Here is a 16,267-nt window from a genome sequence, read left to right as displayed (position 1 = left end):
GGGTGCGGAGGAGATCAGTCGGCCCGCGCGCCGAAGCGCGCCACCACGAGCGCGAGGCGCTCGTCCCGGTGCGCCGGGGACAGCCGGTGGCCGCGGTCCAGGGTCACCAGGCCGTGCAGGGCGCTCCAGAACACCTCGGTCAGCGGGCCGGGGTCCTGCTTGCCCGCCACCGGCTCGATGACCGCGAGCAGTTCCGCGAAGTTCGCCTTCATCACCTCCGGGGTGTCGTCTTGGGCGAACGGCAGCTCCGAGGCCAGCGTGAACATCGCGTCGTACAACGCGGGCTTGGCCTCGGCGAACTCGACGTAGGCGCGGACGACACCCGCGAGGCCGCCTTCGCGGGCCTCCGCCAGCACCGCGACGAGCTCGGCGAAGCCCTCCAGCGCGGCCGCGGCCATGATCGCGTCCTTGCCGCCCGGGAAGTGGCTGTAGAGCACCGGCTGGCTGTACTCGATCAGCGCCGCGAGCTTCCGGGTGGTGACCGCGTCCCAGCCCTCCGCCTCGGCGAGCTCCCGGGCCGCGGCGACGATCCGCTGCCCGCGTTCGGTCCGGTCGCGCACACGCCGTTGTCGCTGGGTCATACGTCACATGCTAGCACTGCTAGACAAACTAGCGCCGCTAGGTTAGCGTTGCTAGCAATCCTAGCGATGCTAGAAAACTGGAGGGAACACCATTCTCGTCACCGGCTACGTCCTCACCGCGATCGTCGCGCTCGGGATCATCTACATCGGCCTCAACTACCTCTTCGCCCCGAAGAAGATCGCCGCGGGCTTCGGTTTCAACGAGGTCCCCGAGAACGCGGAGACCTTCCTCAACGTCAAAGGCGGCCGCGACGTCGGGGCCGGCCTGATCCCGCTGGCCCTGATGATCTACGGCGACGCGCACGCCCTGGGCTGGGTCATGCTCACCGCCGCCCTCTGGCCGGTCTTCGACATGCTGCTCATCCTGCGCCACCGGGGGAAGAAGGCCATCGCCTTCGGCGTCCACGGCGTGACCGCCGCCGTGATGGTCGTCGCCGCCCTGCTCCTGCTGCTCGGCTGAAACCCCGCGAATCGGACACCTGGGTTACGGTGGTTGGGTGAACGTCGAAGTAACTCCCCTGCCCGGCATCGGGGTCCGCAAGGACTTCGCCACCCGTACCGGCCGCCGCATCGGCGTCGTCACCCAGCGGGACGGCCACATCGAGCTGATCGTGTCCAAATCGGACGATCCGGATGCCTGCGCCGCCTCGATCCCGCTCACCGCGGACGAGGCGGGCGCACTGGCCAACCTGCTCGGCGCGCCGCAGCTGGTCGCGCAGCTGACGGAGGAGCACCGCGACCTGCCGGGGATCAGCACGCGGCAGCTGCCGATCAAGCCGTCCGGCCCGTTCGACGGCCGGACGCTCGGCGACACCGCGATGCGCACCCGCACCGGTGTCTCGGTGGTCGCGGTGGCGCGGGCCGGCCAGGTGCACCCCTCGCCGACGCCGGACTTCACGTTCACCGGGGGCGACCTGCTGGTCGCGGTCGGCACGAGCGAGGGTCTCGAAGCCGCCGTCAAGATCCTCAAGTACGGCTGAGCGGCCGATGGACCACACCGCGCTGTCCCTGATCGAGCTGGGGGCGGTCTTCTTCGTGCTGGGCGCGCTCGGGCGCCTGGCCGGCAAGATCGGCCTCTCCCCCATCCCGCTCTACCTGCTCGGCGGCCTGTGCTTCGGCTCCGGCGGCCTGATCCCCCTGACCGACATCGGCGGTTTCACGCACCTGGCCGGCGAAATCGGCGTCGTGCTGCTGCTGTTGCTGCTCGGCCTCGAGTACTCCGCGGCCGAGCTGTTCACCGGGCTGCGCCGGTCCTGGACGGCCGGCCTGCTCGACATCGTCCTCAACGCGGCGCCCGGCGCGGCCGTCGCGCTGCTGCTGGGCTGGGGCCCGGTCGGCGCGATGGTGATGGCGGGCGTCACGTACATCTCGTCGTCCGGGATCGTCGCGAAGGTGCTCGGCGACCTCGGCCGGCTGGGCAACCGCGAGACGCCGGTGGTGCTGTCGATCCTCGTGTTCGAGGACCTCGCGATGGCGCTCTACCTGCCGATCCTCACCGCGGTGCTGGGCGGGGTCTCCCTCCTCGGCGGCCTGGAAGCCGTCGGCATCTCGCTGCTGGTGATCACCGTGGTGCTGGTGGTCGCGCTCAAGTTCGGCCGGTACGTCTCGGCGGCCGTCGACAGCCCGGACCGCGAGGTGTTCCTGCTCAAGGTCCTCGGCGCGGCCCTGCTGGTGGCCGGGCTGGCCTCGGCGATGCAGGTGTCGGCGGCGGTCGGCGCGTTCCTGCTCGGCATCGCCATTTCGGGTTCGACGGCGGAGAACGCGACCCGCATGCTCGAGCCGTTGCGCGACCTGTTCGCCGCGGTGTTCTTCGTCGTCTTCGGCCTCAACACGAACCCGGCCTCGATCCCGCCGGTGCTCGGCTGGGCGATCGTGCTGGCGGTGGTGACGACGCTGACGAAGGTCGCCACCGGCTGGTGGGCGGCGCGCCGCCAGGGCATCGGCAAGATGGGCCGCGCCCGAGCCGGCGCGGCTCTGGTGGCTCGCGGCGAGTTCTCGATCGTGATCGCGGGGCTGGCGGTGACGGCGGGCGCGGTGGAAGGCGAACTGGCGGCACTGGCGACGGCGTACGTCCTGCTGATGGCGATCCTCGGCCCGACGGCGGCCCGGGTCGTCGAGCCGATCGTCCGCGCCCTGCAACGGAAGACGGCCACCAAGACCGCCCCGGTGGAAGCGAACTAGCGCAGGTCCGTCCGGCCCGCCGACGGCACGTGCTCGCCGCCGGTGACGGCCGGGTGGGTCGTCGCCGCGGGCGGGATGCCCAGCAGGGGGACCGCGGCCGAGGTCCGGGCCAGGTCCAGCGTCACCCGGCCCGGCTGGGCGGGTCCGCGGATGAAACTGCCGTCCGTGCCGCCGATGATCAGCGCCAGTGCGTGACCGCGGGGCACGATGTGGTCCGTCGACGCCAGCCGGAACGTCATCGTGTAGGCCGTGCCGGGCAGGAGCGGGCGTTCCTGGGACAGGGACGCGTAGTTCGCCAGGTCCGCCCAGCCGCGGCTGAGGATCGTGTAGCTCACCTTCTTCACGTCGGCGGAGGCGATCCGGTAGCAGGCGTCGTCACCGGCGGAAGACGAGCCCCAGCAGTTCTCCGACGTTCCCGTCTTGATCCCCTCGCCGCTGCCGGCGAAGTTGCGGATCGTCGCCGGGCCGAGGTCCACGAGCAGGGCCGAAAGCCGGGCGGACGCCGTGCTCGGCGTGGCCGTCACGGTCACCGAAGTGGTGCCGGAGACCTGCAGGTCCGAGGTCAGTGTCCCGGTCGAGTAGGTCAGAGCGGCGCTGCCCGGGTTCGTCACCCAGGTGTCCTCGCCGACGCTCGGGTTGTCGGTGAACGACGCCGTGCCCGAGGCCGCCGACGTGCCGAGCGTGCCGGACGGGTGCGGTCGCAGGATCGTCGCCACCGCACCGGCCGCCGGGTACGCGCTCTGGTCCGCCCACTGGTCGGGCTGCCGCTCGACGCTGGCCTGCGGCCCGTTCTGGACGCCGTTGTCGATCCCGAGCAGGTAGTGGTCGAACCACCGGTGCAGCAGGTCGACCCAGTCCGCGCGCCGGTAGTCGAACGGGTCGACGTGCCCGGTCTGCGCCAGCCAGATCTTCTTCTCGACGTTCAGCCCGGCCCACCACTGTCCGAAGTGGATGGTCTTGACGTTGAGGTCGTTGACGCCGTGGGACAGCAGCACGCTGGCCCGCACGTTGCCCGCGCTCCGCACGTAGTCCCGGTCCGCCCAGAGCGGCCCGTAATCGCCGTTCGCGGTGGCGCCGGAGGCCAGGACCTGGTTCTGCGCCGCACAGTTTTGCCCGCTGTTGCGGGCCTCGACCGTGCGCGCGAGCCCGTCCGGGTTGAAGCCGAAGGTCGCGCCGTCCGAGCGGTAGTAGTCGTACCAGGAGCTGATCGCCGAGATCGGGACGATGGTCTTGAGGCCCGCGACCCCGGTCGCCGCGACGCCGTTGGCGATCGTGCCGTCGTAGGACTTGCCGATCATCCCGACGTTCCCGGTGGTCCAGTCCGCGGTCACCGCGCTGCCGCCGGTCTTCGCGCTGTAGCCGGTCGCGCGGCCGTTCAGCCAGTCGACGACCTTGCGCGCCGAGCCGACGTCCGAGGCGCCACCGACGTCCGCGCAGCCGGCCGACCGGTTCGTCCCGGCCAGGTCGACCAGCACCACGGCGTACCCGCGCGGCACGAAGTAGTTGTCGTAGAACAGCGGGAACTTCACCGGTTTCCCGGCGCTGTCGTAGGACTTCAGCTCGCTTTCGTTGCCGCGCCCGCAGCACGAGTAGTACGGGCTGGCGTCCATGATCACCGGAACGCGTGACGTCGCTTCACCCGGCCGGATGATGTCGGCGGCAACGCGGTCGGACCGCCCGTCGCCGTCGCCGTCGCGGCCGATGTCGACCCAGACGGTTTCGCGGATCGCCTTCGCGTAGTCGTAGACCGGTTCGCTCCCCGGCGTGGCCGCGGCGGCGGGGACCACCGCACCGGACAGGAGCACCGCGAGGATCCCGCTCACCACTCCGAGTCGCATACCCGTCACGCTAGCGACCCGGCGCCCCCGCTCACCACGGCGGAAAGTCGGGCGTGCGGAGGGTGGCCGCGCTCAGAGCTCGACGTTGCGGTAGAGCGCGCCGACCTCGGTCTTCGTCAGCCGCCGGATCGAGCCGACGCGCTGGTTGCCCAGCTGGACGTCGCCGACCGCGGTGCGGACCAGCTTCAGCACCGGGTGCCCGGTGTCCTTGAGCAGGCGGCGCACGATGTGCTTCTTGCCCTCGTGGATGACCAGTTCCACCAGCGACTTGCCGGAGTGCATGTCCTTCACGCGGAACTGGTCGACCTTGACGATGCCGTCCGGCAGCTCCCAGCCCTTGCGCAGCTCCTTGCCGAGCCCGCGCGGCACAAGGCCGTCGACCTCGGCGAGGTAGGTCTTGAGCACCCGGTAGGACGGGTGCATCAGCCGGTGCCCGAGGTCGCCGTCGTTGGTGAGCAGCAGCAGGCCCTCGGTGTTCTCGTCGAGCCGTCCGACGTGCACGACACCGGGCGTCTCCTCGTAGCGGCCGCGCAGGTAGTCGCCGACGCAGGGGCGGCCGCGGTCGTCCGACATGGTCGAATGCACGCCCTTGGGCTTGTTCAGTGCGAGGTAGATGAGGTCGTCGCGCAGGTTCACGCGGGTGCCGTCGACGTGGATGATCGCCTCGTCGGGGTGGACGCGGCGACCCAGCTCGGTGACGACCTCGCCGTCCACCTCGACCCGGCCGGCCGCGATCAGGTCTTCCGCCGCCCGCCGGGAGGCGACCCCGGCCTGCGACAGCACCTTCTGCAGGCGGATGCCGTCGGGGTGTTCACTGGATGTCATCGATGGTGTCCACTTCGGGTAGCAGCGGAGCGATCGGGGGCAGGTCGTTCAGTGACGACAGCCCCAGTCGCTCCAGGAACAGCTCGGTCGTCACGTACAGCGTGCCGGTCGTCTCGGGATCGGTTCCCATCTCCTCGATGAGGCCGCGCGCGAGCAGCGTCCGGATCACGCCGTCCACGTTCACGCCGCGCACCGCGGCAACCCGCGCGCGGGTCACCGGCTGCCGGTACGCGATCACGGCGAGGCTCTCCAGCGCGGCCCTGGTCAGCTTCGACCGCTGGCCGTCCAGCAGGAGCTTCTCCACGAACGGGGCGTAGACGTCCCTAGTGTAGAACCGCCACCCTTCACCGACGCGCCGCAGGTCGATCCCGGACGCCCGGTCGGTGAACTTCTGCGCCATGGTCCGCAGGGCGACGACGATCCGCGACTTCGGCTGGCCGAGCGTCTCGGCGAGCAGTTCTTCGCCGGCGGGCGAGTCGACGATGAGGAGAAGCGCTTCGAGAGCGGCTTCGAGGGCCTCGTCGGAGGTGACGTCCGGCATGGAGTCGGAGTCACCGGCGGCGACCAGATCGGACTCGGGATCCTCCGGCCCCGGCTCGGGCTCGGGCTCGGGCTCGGGCTCGGCGACGGCCTCCGGCTCCCCAGGCGCGGCACTTTCACGTGAAAGTGCCCCCTCGGGCGCAGGCTCGGCAGCGGCTTCGGGCTCGGCGGGCGCGGGCTCGGCAGGCGCCTCGGGCTCGGGGGGTGCTTCCCCGACCAGCGGCTCCGCCGGGTCGCCGTCCTCGGTCACCGGCTCGCCGGACAGCGCCTCCTCCAGCGCCAGCTCCGCCGCGGCCTCCGCCGGCTCGCCCACCGGCGGTTCCGGCGGCTCGGGCGGGGACACCTGCTCGTTGCTCACCCGTACTCCTCTTCGTCTCCGAACGCGCGGTCCAGCTCGGCCGCCGCGGAGGCTTCTTCCTTCGAGCCGCCCGTCCAGCGGACGTGCAGCTCGGCCAGTGCCTCGCTCTGCTCGAACTGGACCGTCGCCTCGCGGTAGAGCTCCAGCAGCGCCAGGAAGCGCGCCACGATCTCCACCGTGTGCTCGCAGTCGTCGACCAGCTCGCCGAACGTCGCCTGGCCGCGTTCGGCCAGCATCACCCGCAGGATCGCCGCGTGCTCGCGCACCGAAATGCGGCCCATGTGGATGTGGGCGATCGACACCGTCGGCGGCGGCTTCGGGCGGAACACCGCCACCGCGATGTCGGCGAACTTCTGCGGCGTCACGCCCAGCATCACCTCGGGCAGCAGCCCGACGAACCGCTCCTCCAGCGCCACCGACCGCGGGTAGCGCCGCAGCGCGTTCTGCTCCAGCTCGCCGAACAGCGCCGCCACCTGCTTGTACGCGCGGTACTGCAGGATCCGCGCGAACAGCAGGTCGCGGGCTTCGAGCAGCGCGAGGTCGTCTTCGCTCTCCACCTCGGCCGAGGGCAGCAGCCGGGCCGCCTTCAGGTCCAGCAGCGTGGCCGCGATGACCAGGAACTCCGTCGTCTCGTCGAGGTTCCAGTCGGTGCCCAGCGCGCGCGTGTATGCGATGAAGTCGTCGGTGACCTGGTGCAGCGCCACTTCGGTGACGTCGAGCTGGTGCTGCGAGATCAGCTGCAGCAGCAGGTCGAACGGCCCTTCGAAGTTGGCCAGCCGCACCTTGAACTTCGACGTGCTCAGTTCTTCGGTGTTGACGCCTTCGGGGATCATCCCGCCGTGCACCGTCTGGTGCTCTTCGGGTACCTGTTCCTCCGGAGCCGGTGCCGGCTCGTCCATCAGCCCTCGGTTTCGCCGCCGTCTGAGCCGACCACCCGCAGCCGCTGCACCAGCACCGATTCCTCGCCGTTCTGGTCGAAGTCGGCCAGCAGCACCGCGACGGCCTCGCGGACCAGCCGGCCGCGGTCGACGACCAGGTCGTGCTTCGCGCGCAGCGTCAACCGGGCCTGCTCCATGGCGACGAGCTCGTCGCCGGAGACGTACACGGTGATCTTCGCGTCGTGCTTGGTCCGGCCCGAGCCGTGCGGGGCCGCGCTGCGGGCCAGCTGGTCCGCTCGGCCGTTGCCCGAGGGCTTGGGCTTCGCGGCGGGCTCGACGGGCTCGGGGGGTGCCTGGGGAGGGAGATCGAGGGCGGGACTGGAGGTGATCCTGAACAGTTCCGACGCTCCCGGCAGGGAGGCGCGCCTGCTCACCGAGCGATCACCTCGCGGGCCAGCTGGCGGTACGCCGCCGCGCCGGCCGACTTGGGCGCCCAGGTCGTGATCGGCTCACCCGCGACCGTCGTCTCGGGGAACCGCACGGTGCGGTTGATGACCGTGTCGAACACGGTCTCGCCGAATGCCTCCACCACGCGAGCCATGACCTCCTTCGAATGCAGGGTTCTCGGGTCGTACATGGTGGCGAGAATCCCGACTATGTCCAGTTTGGGGTTGAGGCGTTCCTGCACCTTCTCGATGGTGTCGATCAGGAGGGCGACGCCTCGCAGACTGAAGAACTCGCACTCCAGCGGGATGATCACGCCGTCCGCGGCGGTCAGCGCGTTCACCGTGAGCAAGCCGAGCGAGGGCTGGCAGTCGACAAGAACATAGTCGTAGTCGTTCATGACCGGACGAAGGACCCGTAACAACGTGTGCTCGCGCCCTACCTCGGCGACGAGCTGGACCTCCGCGGCGGACAGGTCGATGTTGCTCGGCAGCAGGTCAACGCCGTCCACGCGGGTTTTCATCAGCACGTCGGTGGCGCTGACCGAGCGCTCCATGATGGCGTTGTAGACCGTCTGGTCCAGTTCGTGCGGCTGGATGCCCAGGCCGACGGCGAGCGCGCCCTGCGGGTCGAAGTCGACGAGCAGCACCTTGCGCCCGTACTCGGCGAGGGCGGCACCCAGGTTGATGGTCGACGTGGTCTTGCCGACGCCGCCCTTCTGGTTGCACATCGCCATGATCTTGGCCGGACCGTGCTTGTCCAGCGGCGCCGGGTCGGGGTGCTCGCGGATCGGGCGGCCGGTCGGCCCGATGCCCTCGAGCTTCACCTTCTTGCCGTTGCGCTCCTGCGGCTCGTCGCCGTCGTGGAGTTCCGGCGTCGCGATCTTGACGTCGTTGAGGTTCGCCGCCGCCGACCCGGCGGACTCGGCCGGGAGGGCCGGCTGGTTCGGTGTCGACATGGCGAGAAGGCTCCTTGTTCGTCGCGTCCGCCGCAGCCTATGTCCGGAGTCCGAGCCCCGGCAAAGCAACGCGCCGGACTCGACGGGGCAATGTCACTCGACCGTCGGTGCAGGCCGGCAAGGCCCTTGACTCGAAAAACACAGCGGCGCGCAGCGCCTCCGTTGAGGGCGGTGGTGGGGGCATGGATGGATAGGGCCGTCTAGCCCAGTGCTCGCGGGTGCGCCGTCGCGTAGACCTCGCGCAAGGTGTTGACCGTGACCAGCGTGTACACCTGGGTCGTCGTCACCGAGGCGTGGCCGAGCAGTTCTTGGACGACCCGGACGTCCGCGCCGCCTTCGAGCAGGTGCGTGGCGAAGGAGTGGCGGAGCGTGTGCGGCGACACCGCGGCCTTGATCCCCGCCCGTTCGGCGGTGTCCTTGAGGACCTGCCACGCGCTCTGCCGCGACAGCCGGCTGCCGCGGGCGTTGAGGAACAGCGCCGCCGTGCCGCGGCCGTGGGCGGCGAGCGCCGGGCGGGCGCGGACGGTGTAGGCGTGCAGCGCGGCGAGCGCCGGACGGCCGATCGGCACCAGCCGCTGCTTGCCGCCCTTGCCGTCGAGCAGCACCGTGCGCTCGGCGTCGTCCACGTCGTCGACGTCCAGGCCGACCGCCTCGGAGATCCGGGCGCCGGTGGAATAGAGCAGCTCCAGCAGTGCCCGGTCGCGCAGCGGGCGCTCGCCGTCCGGGGGCGGGGTCTCCAGCAGCCGCAGCACGTCGTCGACCGGCAGCGCCTTGGGCAGCCGCTTGGCCGGGGTCGGCGGCCGGACTTCGCGGGCCGGGTTGTGCTCGGTGAGGCCCTCGGCGTGCGCGAACTTGTGCAGGCCCCGCACGGCGACCAGGGCACGGGCGGCCGACGACGCGGCCAATGGCTGGTGCACGTCGTCGCCTTCGCGCAGGGCGGCACCGAACGCCGTGACGTGCGCGGAGGTGACGTCGGCGATCTTCGCGACGCCCAGGCCGTCGAGGTGCGCGGCGTACCGGCGCAGGTCGCGGGCGTAGCTGTCCAGGGTGTTGCGCGCGGTCCCGCGTTCGACGACCAGGTGGTCGAGGTACGCGGCGATCACACCGTCGGTGCTGCCCGGGGCTGCCACGCCGTCACCTTAGGCCGCCCGGCGCTCGTGACCCGGCAGAAACCCCGTTCTCAGGTGGGCGCGGTTACCGTGGAGCCATGGGGTCCGACGAGCTCCGCATCGGGACGGCCGAGCGTGAGGAAGCGGCGAGACTGCTCGCCGACCACTTCGGCATGGGCCGCATCACGCCGGACGAGTACGAGACCAGGGTGACCGGCGCCTACGCGGCGGCGACGCTGGGCGACCTGCGGCCGCTGTTCCGCGACCTGCCGCCGCCGCACCCGGGGTTCTTCGGGCCGCCGTCGGCGCCGCTCCACGCGCAGCCCACCGCGCAGCTGCCGGTGTACGGGCTGAACCCGTACGCGCCACCACCGGCCCCGGTGCCGTACTCGGTCCCGTACTCCCACCGGTCCAAGACCGTGGCCGGGGTGCTGCAGATCGTGCTGCCCTTCGGCGTCGGCCGGTTCTACACCGGCCAGGTGGGGCTGGGCCTGCTACAGCTGTTCGTCTGCCTGATCACCGTCGGCGCCGGCACGCTGTGGCCGCTCATCGACGGCATCGTGCTCCTGGTCAACGGCGGCTCCGACGCCGAAGGCCGCCCCCTGCGCCCCTGACCGTCGCCGAACGCAGTGAATGACTCATTCCTGGCGTCTGACGCCAGGAATGAGTCATTCACTGCAGCGCGAGCGGGGTCAGGACTGCTTGCGCTTGGCGAACGCCGTCGGGCGGTCCTCCCACGGCGCGTCCGCCGGCCGCGGCGAAGCCACGCCGGTGAGCACCGCGTGCGTGGCCAGCACCCCCGAGACCGTGGCGCCGTTGAGCAGCTCGCCCGCCAGGGCCATCCGGACCGCCTCGGCGAGCGGGAACTTGCGGATGACCAGATCCGCCTCCTCCTCGCCGAGCACCTCGCGGTCCACTTCGGACAGCCCACGGGCGAGGAACACCCGCACGACCTCGTCGGTGAAGCCGGGCGACGCCGCGACGTCGACCAGCGTCACCCAGTCGTCAGCGGCCAGCCCGACCTCCTCGACCAGTTCCCGGCGAGCTGTGCCCACCGGGTCCTCGCCGAGGTGGTCGATGAGCCCCGCGGGCAGCTCCCACAGCCGGTGCCCGATCGGGTGCCGGTACTGGTGGATGAGCGTGACCTGCTGCTCGTCGTCCAGCGCGACGATCGCCACCGCGCCGAGGTGCTCGATCACCTCGCGGACCGCGGTGTCGCCACCCGGCATCACGACGTCGTCGATCCGCAGGCCGACGACGCGTCCGATGTGGACGTCGCGGCTCGAAGCGACGCTGAACTCGTGCTCGCCCGGGGCGGTCATCGGGCCGCCACCGGCGCTTCGGGCAGCTCGACCGGCAGCCGCTCGGCGACCTTGCGGTCCACCACGGCCTTGACGAACGCGCTGAACAGCGGGTGCGGCCGGGTCGGGCGGCTCTTGAGCTCGGGGTGCGCCTGCGTGCCGACGAAGAACGGGTGCTTGTCGGCCGGCAGCTCGACGAACTCGACCAGGTGGTCGTCCGGCGAGGTGCCGGAGAACACGAGGCCCGCGTCCGAGAGCTGCTTGCGGTAGGCGTTGTTGACCTCGTAGCGGTGCCGGTGCCGCTCGGAGACCTCGGTGGTGCCGTAGGCCTTCGCGACCTGCGAACCCGGCTTCAGCTTCGCCGGGTAGGCGCCCAGGCGCATGGTGCCGCCCATGTCCCGCTCCCCCGCGACGACGTCGCGCTGGTCGGCCATGGTCGAGATCACCGGGTGCTTGGTGTTCTCGTCGAACTCCGACGAGCCCGCGTCCTTGATGCCGGCCAGGTGCCGGGCGGCCTCGATGACCATGCACTGCAGGCCCAGGCACAGGCCGAGCAGCGGGACGCCGCGGGTGCGGGCGTACTCGATGGCGCCGACCTTGCCCTCGATGCCGCGGATGCCGAACCCGCCCGGGATCAGCACACCGTCCACATCGGACAGCACGGACGCGGCGCCGGACGCGGTCTGCGCGTCGTCGGAGGCGACCCAGACGATCTCGACCTTGGCGCGGTGGGCGAACCCGCCCGCACGCAGGGCCTCGGTGACCGACAGGTAGGCATCCGGCAGGTCGATGTACTTGCCGACGACCGCGATCCGCACGATCTCGTTCGGGTTGTGCACGCGGTCGAGCAGGTCGCCCCACACCGTCCAGTCGACGTCGCGGAACGGCAGCCCGAGGCGGCGGACGACGTAGGCGTCGAGCGCCTCGCGGTGCAGCACCTTCGGGATGTCGTAGATGGACCGCGCGTCCGGGCAGGCGATGACGGCCTCGGTGTCGACGTCGCACATCAGGCCGATCTTGCGCTTGAGGTCCTCCGGGATCTCCCGGTCGGCCCGGCAGACCAGCGCGTCGGGCTGGATACCGATGTTGCGCAGCGCGGCGACGGAGTGCTGGGTCGGCTTCGTCTTCAGCTCACCCGACGGCGCCAGGTACGGCACCAGCGAGACGTGCAGGAAGAAGCAGTGGTCGCGGCCGACGTCGTGGCGGACCTGGCGGCAGGCCTCCAGGAACGGCAGGGACTCGATGTCGCCGACCGTGCCGCCGACCTCGGTGATCACGACGTCCGGCGACTGGCCGGTTTCGTCCGGCCCGGCGGCCGCGGTGATCCGGGCCTTGATCTCGTCGGTGATGTGCGGGATGACCTGCACGGTGTCGCCGAGGTACTCGCCGCGGCGCTCCTTGGCGATCACCTCGGAGTAGACCTGGCCGGTCGTGACGTTGGCCTTGCCGTCGAGGTCGCGGTCAAGGAACCGCTCGTAGTGGCCGATGTCGAGGTCGGTCTCGGCGCCGTCGTCGGTGACGAACACCTCACCGTGCTGGAACGGGTTCATCGTCCCGGGGTCGACGTTGAGATAGGGGTCGAGCTTCTGCATCGTGACGCGAAGCCCGCGCGCGGTAAGGAGCTGACCCAGGCTGGAAGCCGTGAGTCCCTTACCCAGAGAGGAGGCGACGCCTCCGGTGACAAAGACGTACTTGGTTGCCCGTGACTGAAGTCCCACGGGCCGCCAGCATATCCCACGACTGCGGATCCGCGCGCTGTGACTCGCCCGACCCGCGGGTTACGGCCTGAGCCACCCACCCGGGTGACTCAAGCCGCGGCCTTCGCCGGGCGCAGCCGCGGCCGGCCGGTGAGGGCCCGGCTCCCCGGCAGCCGCCGCAGGGTCTCCACGATCAGGATCGTCAGCACGATCGTCGCCAGGTAGATGAGCACGCTCAGCCACGGCGCGCCGAAGCGCTCCGCCACGTGCGGGATCGCCGGGCCCAGCAGCGCCAGGGCGAGCGGGTGCACGAGGAAGATGCTGAACGACCGGTTCGCCGCCCACGAGACCACCCGGGCCCCGCGACTGCCCTCCCGGCGGCGCGCCGCCCACCGCGTCGCCAGCGCGTAGATGGCCGCGATCACGGTAAGGAACCACGGGATCAGGTACGGCTGGAACGGGTCGCTGGCCACCTGCGGAAAAGTTCCATTGTGGACAGTGCGGAAGTAGAACCACTCGGTGCCCGCCAGCACGGCCAGGAACACCCCGCCCAGCAGCAGCCGGTGCCGCCCGGCCCAGGCGTGCACGGCCTCGAAGTGCATGGCCACCACGGCGCCGAACAGCGTGTAGAACTGGTACGGCAGGAGCGTGCCGTACAGGTGGGTGATCGTCTCGTAGCCGACGCCGAACGGCTGGTAGGTCATGAACAGCGTCACGCCGACCTGCACCAGCCCACTGCCGAGCAGCAGCCACTTGTGCTTGCCCTCGGTGGCCCGCAGCAGCTTCATCAGCACCGGGAACAGCAGGTAGACCTGCATCGTCACGAGCAGGAAGTACAGGTGGTACCAGGCCCCGCCGGTGACGAGGTCCTTCAGCAGCAGGCGCATCGACGCCTCGAGCGAGCCCGGCTGCTGCTCCCCGGTCACCAGGCCGTACGCCCAGAAGAACATCGACCACGCGAGGTAGGGCGTCGCGACCAGCGGGAGCCGCCGCCGCCAGAAGTCGCCCGCGGTGAACTCGCGGCTGCGGTTCTGGAACACCAGCACGAACCCGGTGAGCGCGAAGAAGGCCTCGCGGGTGAAGTGCAGCGGCGTCTCGACGGCGTTGGCGCCGACGTCCTGCGCGAAGTTCGTCGCGCCCACCACGTGGATGAGGATGACGCAGGCGAACGTGATCAACCGGAACAGGTCGATCTGGTGGAGGTAGGGCGCTTTGCCGCCCGCTCTCGGAGGGCGGGCGGGAGCCTCGAGCGTGGCCTGGGCAGTCGTCATCGTGCCGCCGATCCGGCACCGTCGTCGGCGTGGTTCACGTTGTCAGACTTGCCACCCATTCTGTGAATTTCCCATGAAGCCGCTGGGAAGCGCCTGTTGGCGGGGCCTCTGGGGCGTGTCGGATATGCCACTTTTGCTGGGGCTGCGCGGTTACCGTGATCATGTTAGTGCTCAGCGTGAAGGGCCACCACGCGGGCGTGACGCCGCTCGCGTGATGGCCCTTACGTGAAAAGCACTCAGAAAGCGGTGGCCCCGTTCGGCGTGCCGAACCCGGTCGGGCCGTCGTAGCCGGTCACGGCGGTGCAGAGGTAGCTGCCACCACACGAGCCGTTGCTGCCGCCGCTCACATCGTTGAGCGACGCTGTGTGCGAGTACACAGTGTTCGCGCCCGCGACGCCGCCGACCCCGCCCAGTGCGTAGACGGCGCCGACGACCGGAGCCGCCACGCTCGTGCCGCCGAACACCATCCAGCCGGAGCGGCCCTGGTAGGCCGTGCTGTCGTAGACGGCCACGCCGGTGGCCGGGTCGGCGACGGCGCTGACGTCGGCGACCGTGCGCCTGCCGCAGCCGCTGTCGGTCTGCCACGACGGCTTGGTGATGTAGGCCGAGCAGCCGCTGCCCGCGCCGCTCCACGCCGTCTCGCTCCAGCCGCGGGTGTTCGACGCCTTCTTCAGGCTGGTGCCGCCGACCGCGGTGACGTACCGGGACGCGGCCGGGAACTCGACGCCGTAGCCGGAGTCGCCCGAGCTGACCGTGATCGCGACACCGGGGTGGTTGAAGTACTGGCCTTCGGAGCTCGCCTCGCCGGAGAACTCGGCGCCGCCGTAGCTGTTGCTGACCACTTCGGCGCCCAGGCGGACGGCGGTGTTCACCGCGGTGCCGAGGTTGGCGAAGCTCGACGAGGTGCCTTCGACCAGCAGGATGTTGCACTTCGGGCAGATCGCCGAGGCCATGTCGAGGTCGAGGGAGATTTCCTGGGCCCAGCCGCCGTCCTTGCGCGGGTAGCCGCTGCCGCCGTTCTGGTCGGCCTTGGCGAAGCAGGGGGTGGTGCTCGCGTCGATCGACGACGGCGTGCAGGACCCGAGCGCCGGGATGCCGTACTGGCCGCGGTAGACGTTGACGTCGGCGAAGGCGGTCGGGGCGTCGTAGGCGTCCACGATGGCGATCGTGCGGCCCGCACCGGCGCTGCCCGCGAGGGAGGCGAGGTTGTACGCGGACTGCAGGTCGGCCGGGCCGAGCCCGGACGGCGTGGCCGCCGCGGCGAAGCCGGTGTCGGTGTCGATCCAGGCGTTGCACGCGGCGAACCCGGCGGGCGCGACCGAGCAGACGCGCTGCGCGTGGCCATGGCCGGCGGGCGCCGCTTCGGCGACGCCGGTGACGGTCAAGGCGAGGGTGAAGGCGGCAGCCAATACTGGTGCACTACGCACGGTGAACCTCCCGGACGGCAGGGACCCCGGTCGGCGAGACCGGTGAACGAAGACCGTAAGCAGCCGTTCGGACGCGTGACACAGACCAAAGTCGGGTCGCCGTTGGTGCGAATGGCTGAAAAACCGGGCACCCGGGCGCATTCGTCGCTAAACCGGACGGGCACTCAGCCTGCGGGCCGCTGACCGGGTTCTTCCCCGAAGAGGGAACGCAGCGTCACTTCGCGGTTGACGCGCACATGCTCGACCGCAGACGCCTTCGCGCGTTCGGCGTCCCCCGAAGCGATGGCTTCGCAGAGTCGCCGGTGCTCGTCGAGCAGCTCGGCCCAGTGCTCGTTCTGGCTCGTGAGCCAGCGCAGCCTGCCCTCGAGCGGCTGCAGCATGGCCGAAAGCAGCGCGTTGCCCGCGATGGCCACGATCTCGTCGTGGAAGCGCGAGTTCAGCACGGTGATCCGGGCCGCGTCGCCACGGGCCGTGGCCCGGGCGGCGTCGGCCAGGACGCGTTCGAGCCGCTTCAGCTCGGCCGCCCCCGCCCGGGTCGCCGCCAGGCCGGCGGCCAGCCCTTCGAGCGCCTCGCGGACGTCGAACAGCTCCTCGACGTCGACCCGTGCCAGCTGCCGGACGACGACCCGCCGCGGCGACTGGACGACGAGGAACCCCTCGGCCTCCAGGCTGCGGATGGCCTCGCGGACCGGCACCCGCGAGACGCCGAGGTCTTCGGCCAGCTCGCGTTCGACCAGCCTGTCGCCCGGGCGGAGCCGGCCGGTCAGGATCCGCTCGCGCAGCTCCTCGCGCACCCGCTGCCGGGTGGCCGCGAGGGGTTGCCGCTCGTTCACCGCGCCCCCTCCTTCAACACCGCCGT

Annotated in this window: 17 protein-coding genes; 4 read left to right on the top strand and 13 right to left on the bottom strand. The window is 70.9% G+C overall.

The annotated features are described in order from the left end of the window. Nucleotides 1–14 precede the first annotated feature (14 nt). Entirely contained in the window at nt 15–581 is a 567-nt protein-coding gene (locus IE317_RS37105) for a TetR/AcrR family transcriptional regulator (RefSeq protein ID WP_373309213.1), read from the bottom strand. A 91-nt stretch (nt 582–672) separates the two neighbouring features. On the opposite strand from IE317_RS37105, the gene IE317_RS37100 reads away from it, so the two are divergent. From IE317_RS37100 to IE317_RS37090, 3 genes are read left to right on the top strand one after another with little or no spacing between them, the layout of a single operon-like run. Next, nucleotides 673–1,041, top strand: coding sequence for a DUF4267 domain-containing protein (locus IE317_RS37100; protein WP_191316064.1), 369 nt, complete (start codon nt 673–675; stop codon nt 1,039–1,041). A gap of 37 nt (nt 1,042–1,078) precedes the next feature. Further along, on the top strand, nt 1,079–1,561 hold the full coding sequence (locus tag IE317_RS37095) for a cation:proton antiporter regulatory subunit (protein ID WP_191316029.1): 483 nt from the start codon (nt 1,079–1,081) through the stop codon (nt 1,559–1,561). 7 nt (nt 1,562–1,568) lie between these two features. Continuing rightward, entirely contained in the window at nt 1,569–2,762 is a 1,194-nt protein-coding gene (locus IE317_RS37090; RefSeq protein WP_191316028.1) for a cation:proton antiporter, read from the top strand. Here the strand turns inward: IE317_RS37090 and IE317_RS37085 are convergent. The 7 genes from IE317_RS37085 to xerD all read right to left on the bottom strand — a co-directional run bounded on the left by IE317_RS37085 (nt 2,759) and on the right by xerD (nt 9,706). Beyond that, complete coding sequence (locus IE317_RS37085) at nt 2,759–4,600, bottom strand: Xaa-Pro dipeptidyl-peptidase (RefSeq protein ID WP_229903116.1); 1,842 nt, start codon at nt 4,598–4,600, stop codon at nt 2,759–2,761. The two genes, IE317_RS37090 and IE317_RS37085, sit on opposite strands and share 4 nt — an antisense overlap. A 72-nt stretch (nt 4,601–4,672) precedes the next feature. Continuing rightward, on the bottom strand, nt 4,673–5,425 hold the full coding sequence (locus IE317_RS37080; RefSeq protein WP_191316027.1) for a pseudouridine synthase: 753 nt from the start codon (nt 5,423–5,425) through the stop codon (nt 4,673–4,675). Further along, nucleotides 5,412–6,323, bottom strand: a complete 912-nt coding sequence (gene scpB / locus IE317_RS37075) for an SMC-Scp complex subunit ScpB (protein ID WP_229903115.1) — start codon at nt 6,321–6,323, stop codon at nt 5,412–5,414. Before scpB ends, IE317_RS37080 begins: the two co-directional genes overlap by 14 nt. Then, a complete protein-coding gene (locus IE317_RS37070; protein ID WP_191316026.1) occupies nt 6,320–7,222 on the bottom strand; it encodes a segregation and condensation protein A in 903 nt (300 codons plus the stop codon). Before IE317_RS37070 ends, scpB begins: the two co-directional genes overlap by 4 nt. Continuing rightward, the gene (locus IE317_RS37065; RefSeq protein WP_191316025.1) at nt 7,222–7,635 is read right to left on the bottom strand and encodes a cobyrinic acid a,c-diamide synthase; all 414 of its coding nucleotides are present in this window, start codon (nt 7,633–7,635) and stop codon (nt 7,222–7,224) included. Before IE317_RS37065 ends, IE317_RS37070 begins: the two co-directional genes overlap by 1 nt. Next, complete coding sequence (locus IE317_RS37060) at nt 7,632–8,603, bottom strand: ParA family protein (RefSeq protein WP_191316024.1); 972 nt, start codon at nt 8,601–8,603, stop codon at nt 7,632–7,634. The genes IE317_RS37065 and IE317_RS37060 overlap by 4 nt, the downstream gene beginning before the upstream one ends. 200 nt (nt 8,604–8,803) lie before the next feature. Then, entirely contained in the window at nt 8,804–9,706 is a 903-nt protein-coding gene (gene xerD / locus IE317_RS37055) for a site-specific tyrosine recombinase XerD (protein WP_191316061.1), read from the bottom strand. A 104-nt stretch (nt 9,707–9,810) separates the two neighbouring features. Between xerD and IE317_RS37050 the strand changes: the two genes are divergently transcribed. Continuing rightward, nucleotides 9,811–10,326 (top strand): DUF1707 domain-containing protein, encoded by a 516-nt coding sequence (locus tag IE317_RS37050; RefSeq protein WP_191316023.1) that lies wholly within the window; start codon nt 9,811–9,813, stop codon nt 10,324–10,326. Nucleotides 10,327–10,404: 78 nt separating this feature from the next. Here the strand turns inward: IE317_RS37050 and IE317_RS37045 are convergent, their stop codons facing one another. The 5 genes from IE317_RS37045 to IE317_RS37025 all read right to left on the bottom strand — a co-directional run bounded on the left by IE317_RS37045 (nt 10,405) and on the right by IE317_RS37025 (nt 16,241). After that, a complete protein-coding gene (locus IE317_RS37045; RefSeq protein ID WP_191316022.1) occupies nt 10,405–11,034 on the bottom strand; it encodes an NUDIX domain-containing protein in 630 nt (209 codons plus the stop codon). Then, a complete protein-coding gene (locus IE317_RS37040) occupies nt 11,031–12,731 on the bottom strand; it encodes a CTP synthase (RefSeq protein ID WP_191316021.1) in 1,701 nt (566 codons plus the stop codon). Before IE317_RS37040 ends, IE317_RS37045 begins: the two co-directional genes overlap by 4 nt. A gap of 89 nt (nt 12,732–12,820) precedes the next feature. Beyond that, the gene (locus IE317_RS37035; protein WP_191316020.1) at nt 12,821–13,981 is read right to left on the bottom strand and encodes an acyltransferase; all 1,161 of its coding nucleotides are present in this window, start codon (nt 13,979–13,981) and stop codon (nt 12,821–12,823) included. A 236-nt stretch (nt 13,982–14,217) separates the two neighbouring features. Then, nucleotides 14,218–15,408 (bottom strand): S53 family peptidase, encoded by a 1,191-nt coding sequence (locus IE317_RS37030; RefSeq protein ID WP_191316019.1) that lies wholly within the window; start codon nt 15,406–15,408, stop codon nt 14,218–14,220. A gap of 164 nt (nt 15,409–15,572) precedes the next feature. Further along, nucleotides 15,573–16,241, bottom strand: a complete 669-nt coding sequence (locus IE317_RS37025) for a GntR family transcriptional regulator (protein ID WP_191316018.1) — start codon at nt 16,239–16,241, stop codon at nt 15,573–15,575. Nucleotides 16,242–16,267 lie beyond the last annotated feature (26 nt).

This window comes from Amycolatopsis bullii (genome assembly GCF_014654205.1).
Taxonomy (GTDB): domain Bacteria; phylum Actinomycetota; class Actinomycetes; order Mycobacteriales; family Pseudonocardiaceae; genus Amycolatopsis; species Amycolatopsis plumensis.
The sequence above is the reverse complement of the archived record's forward strand: the minus strand, read 5'-3'. Positions and strand labels throughout refer to the sequence as shown.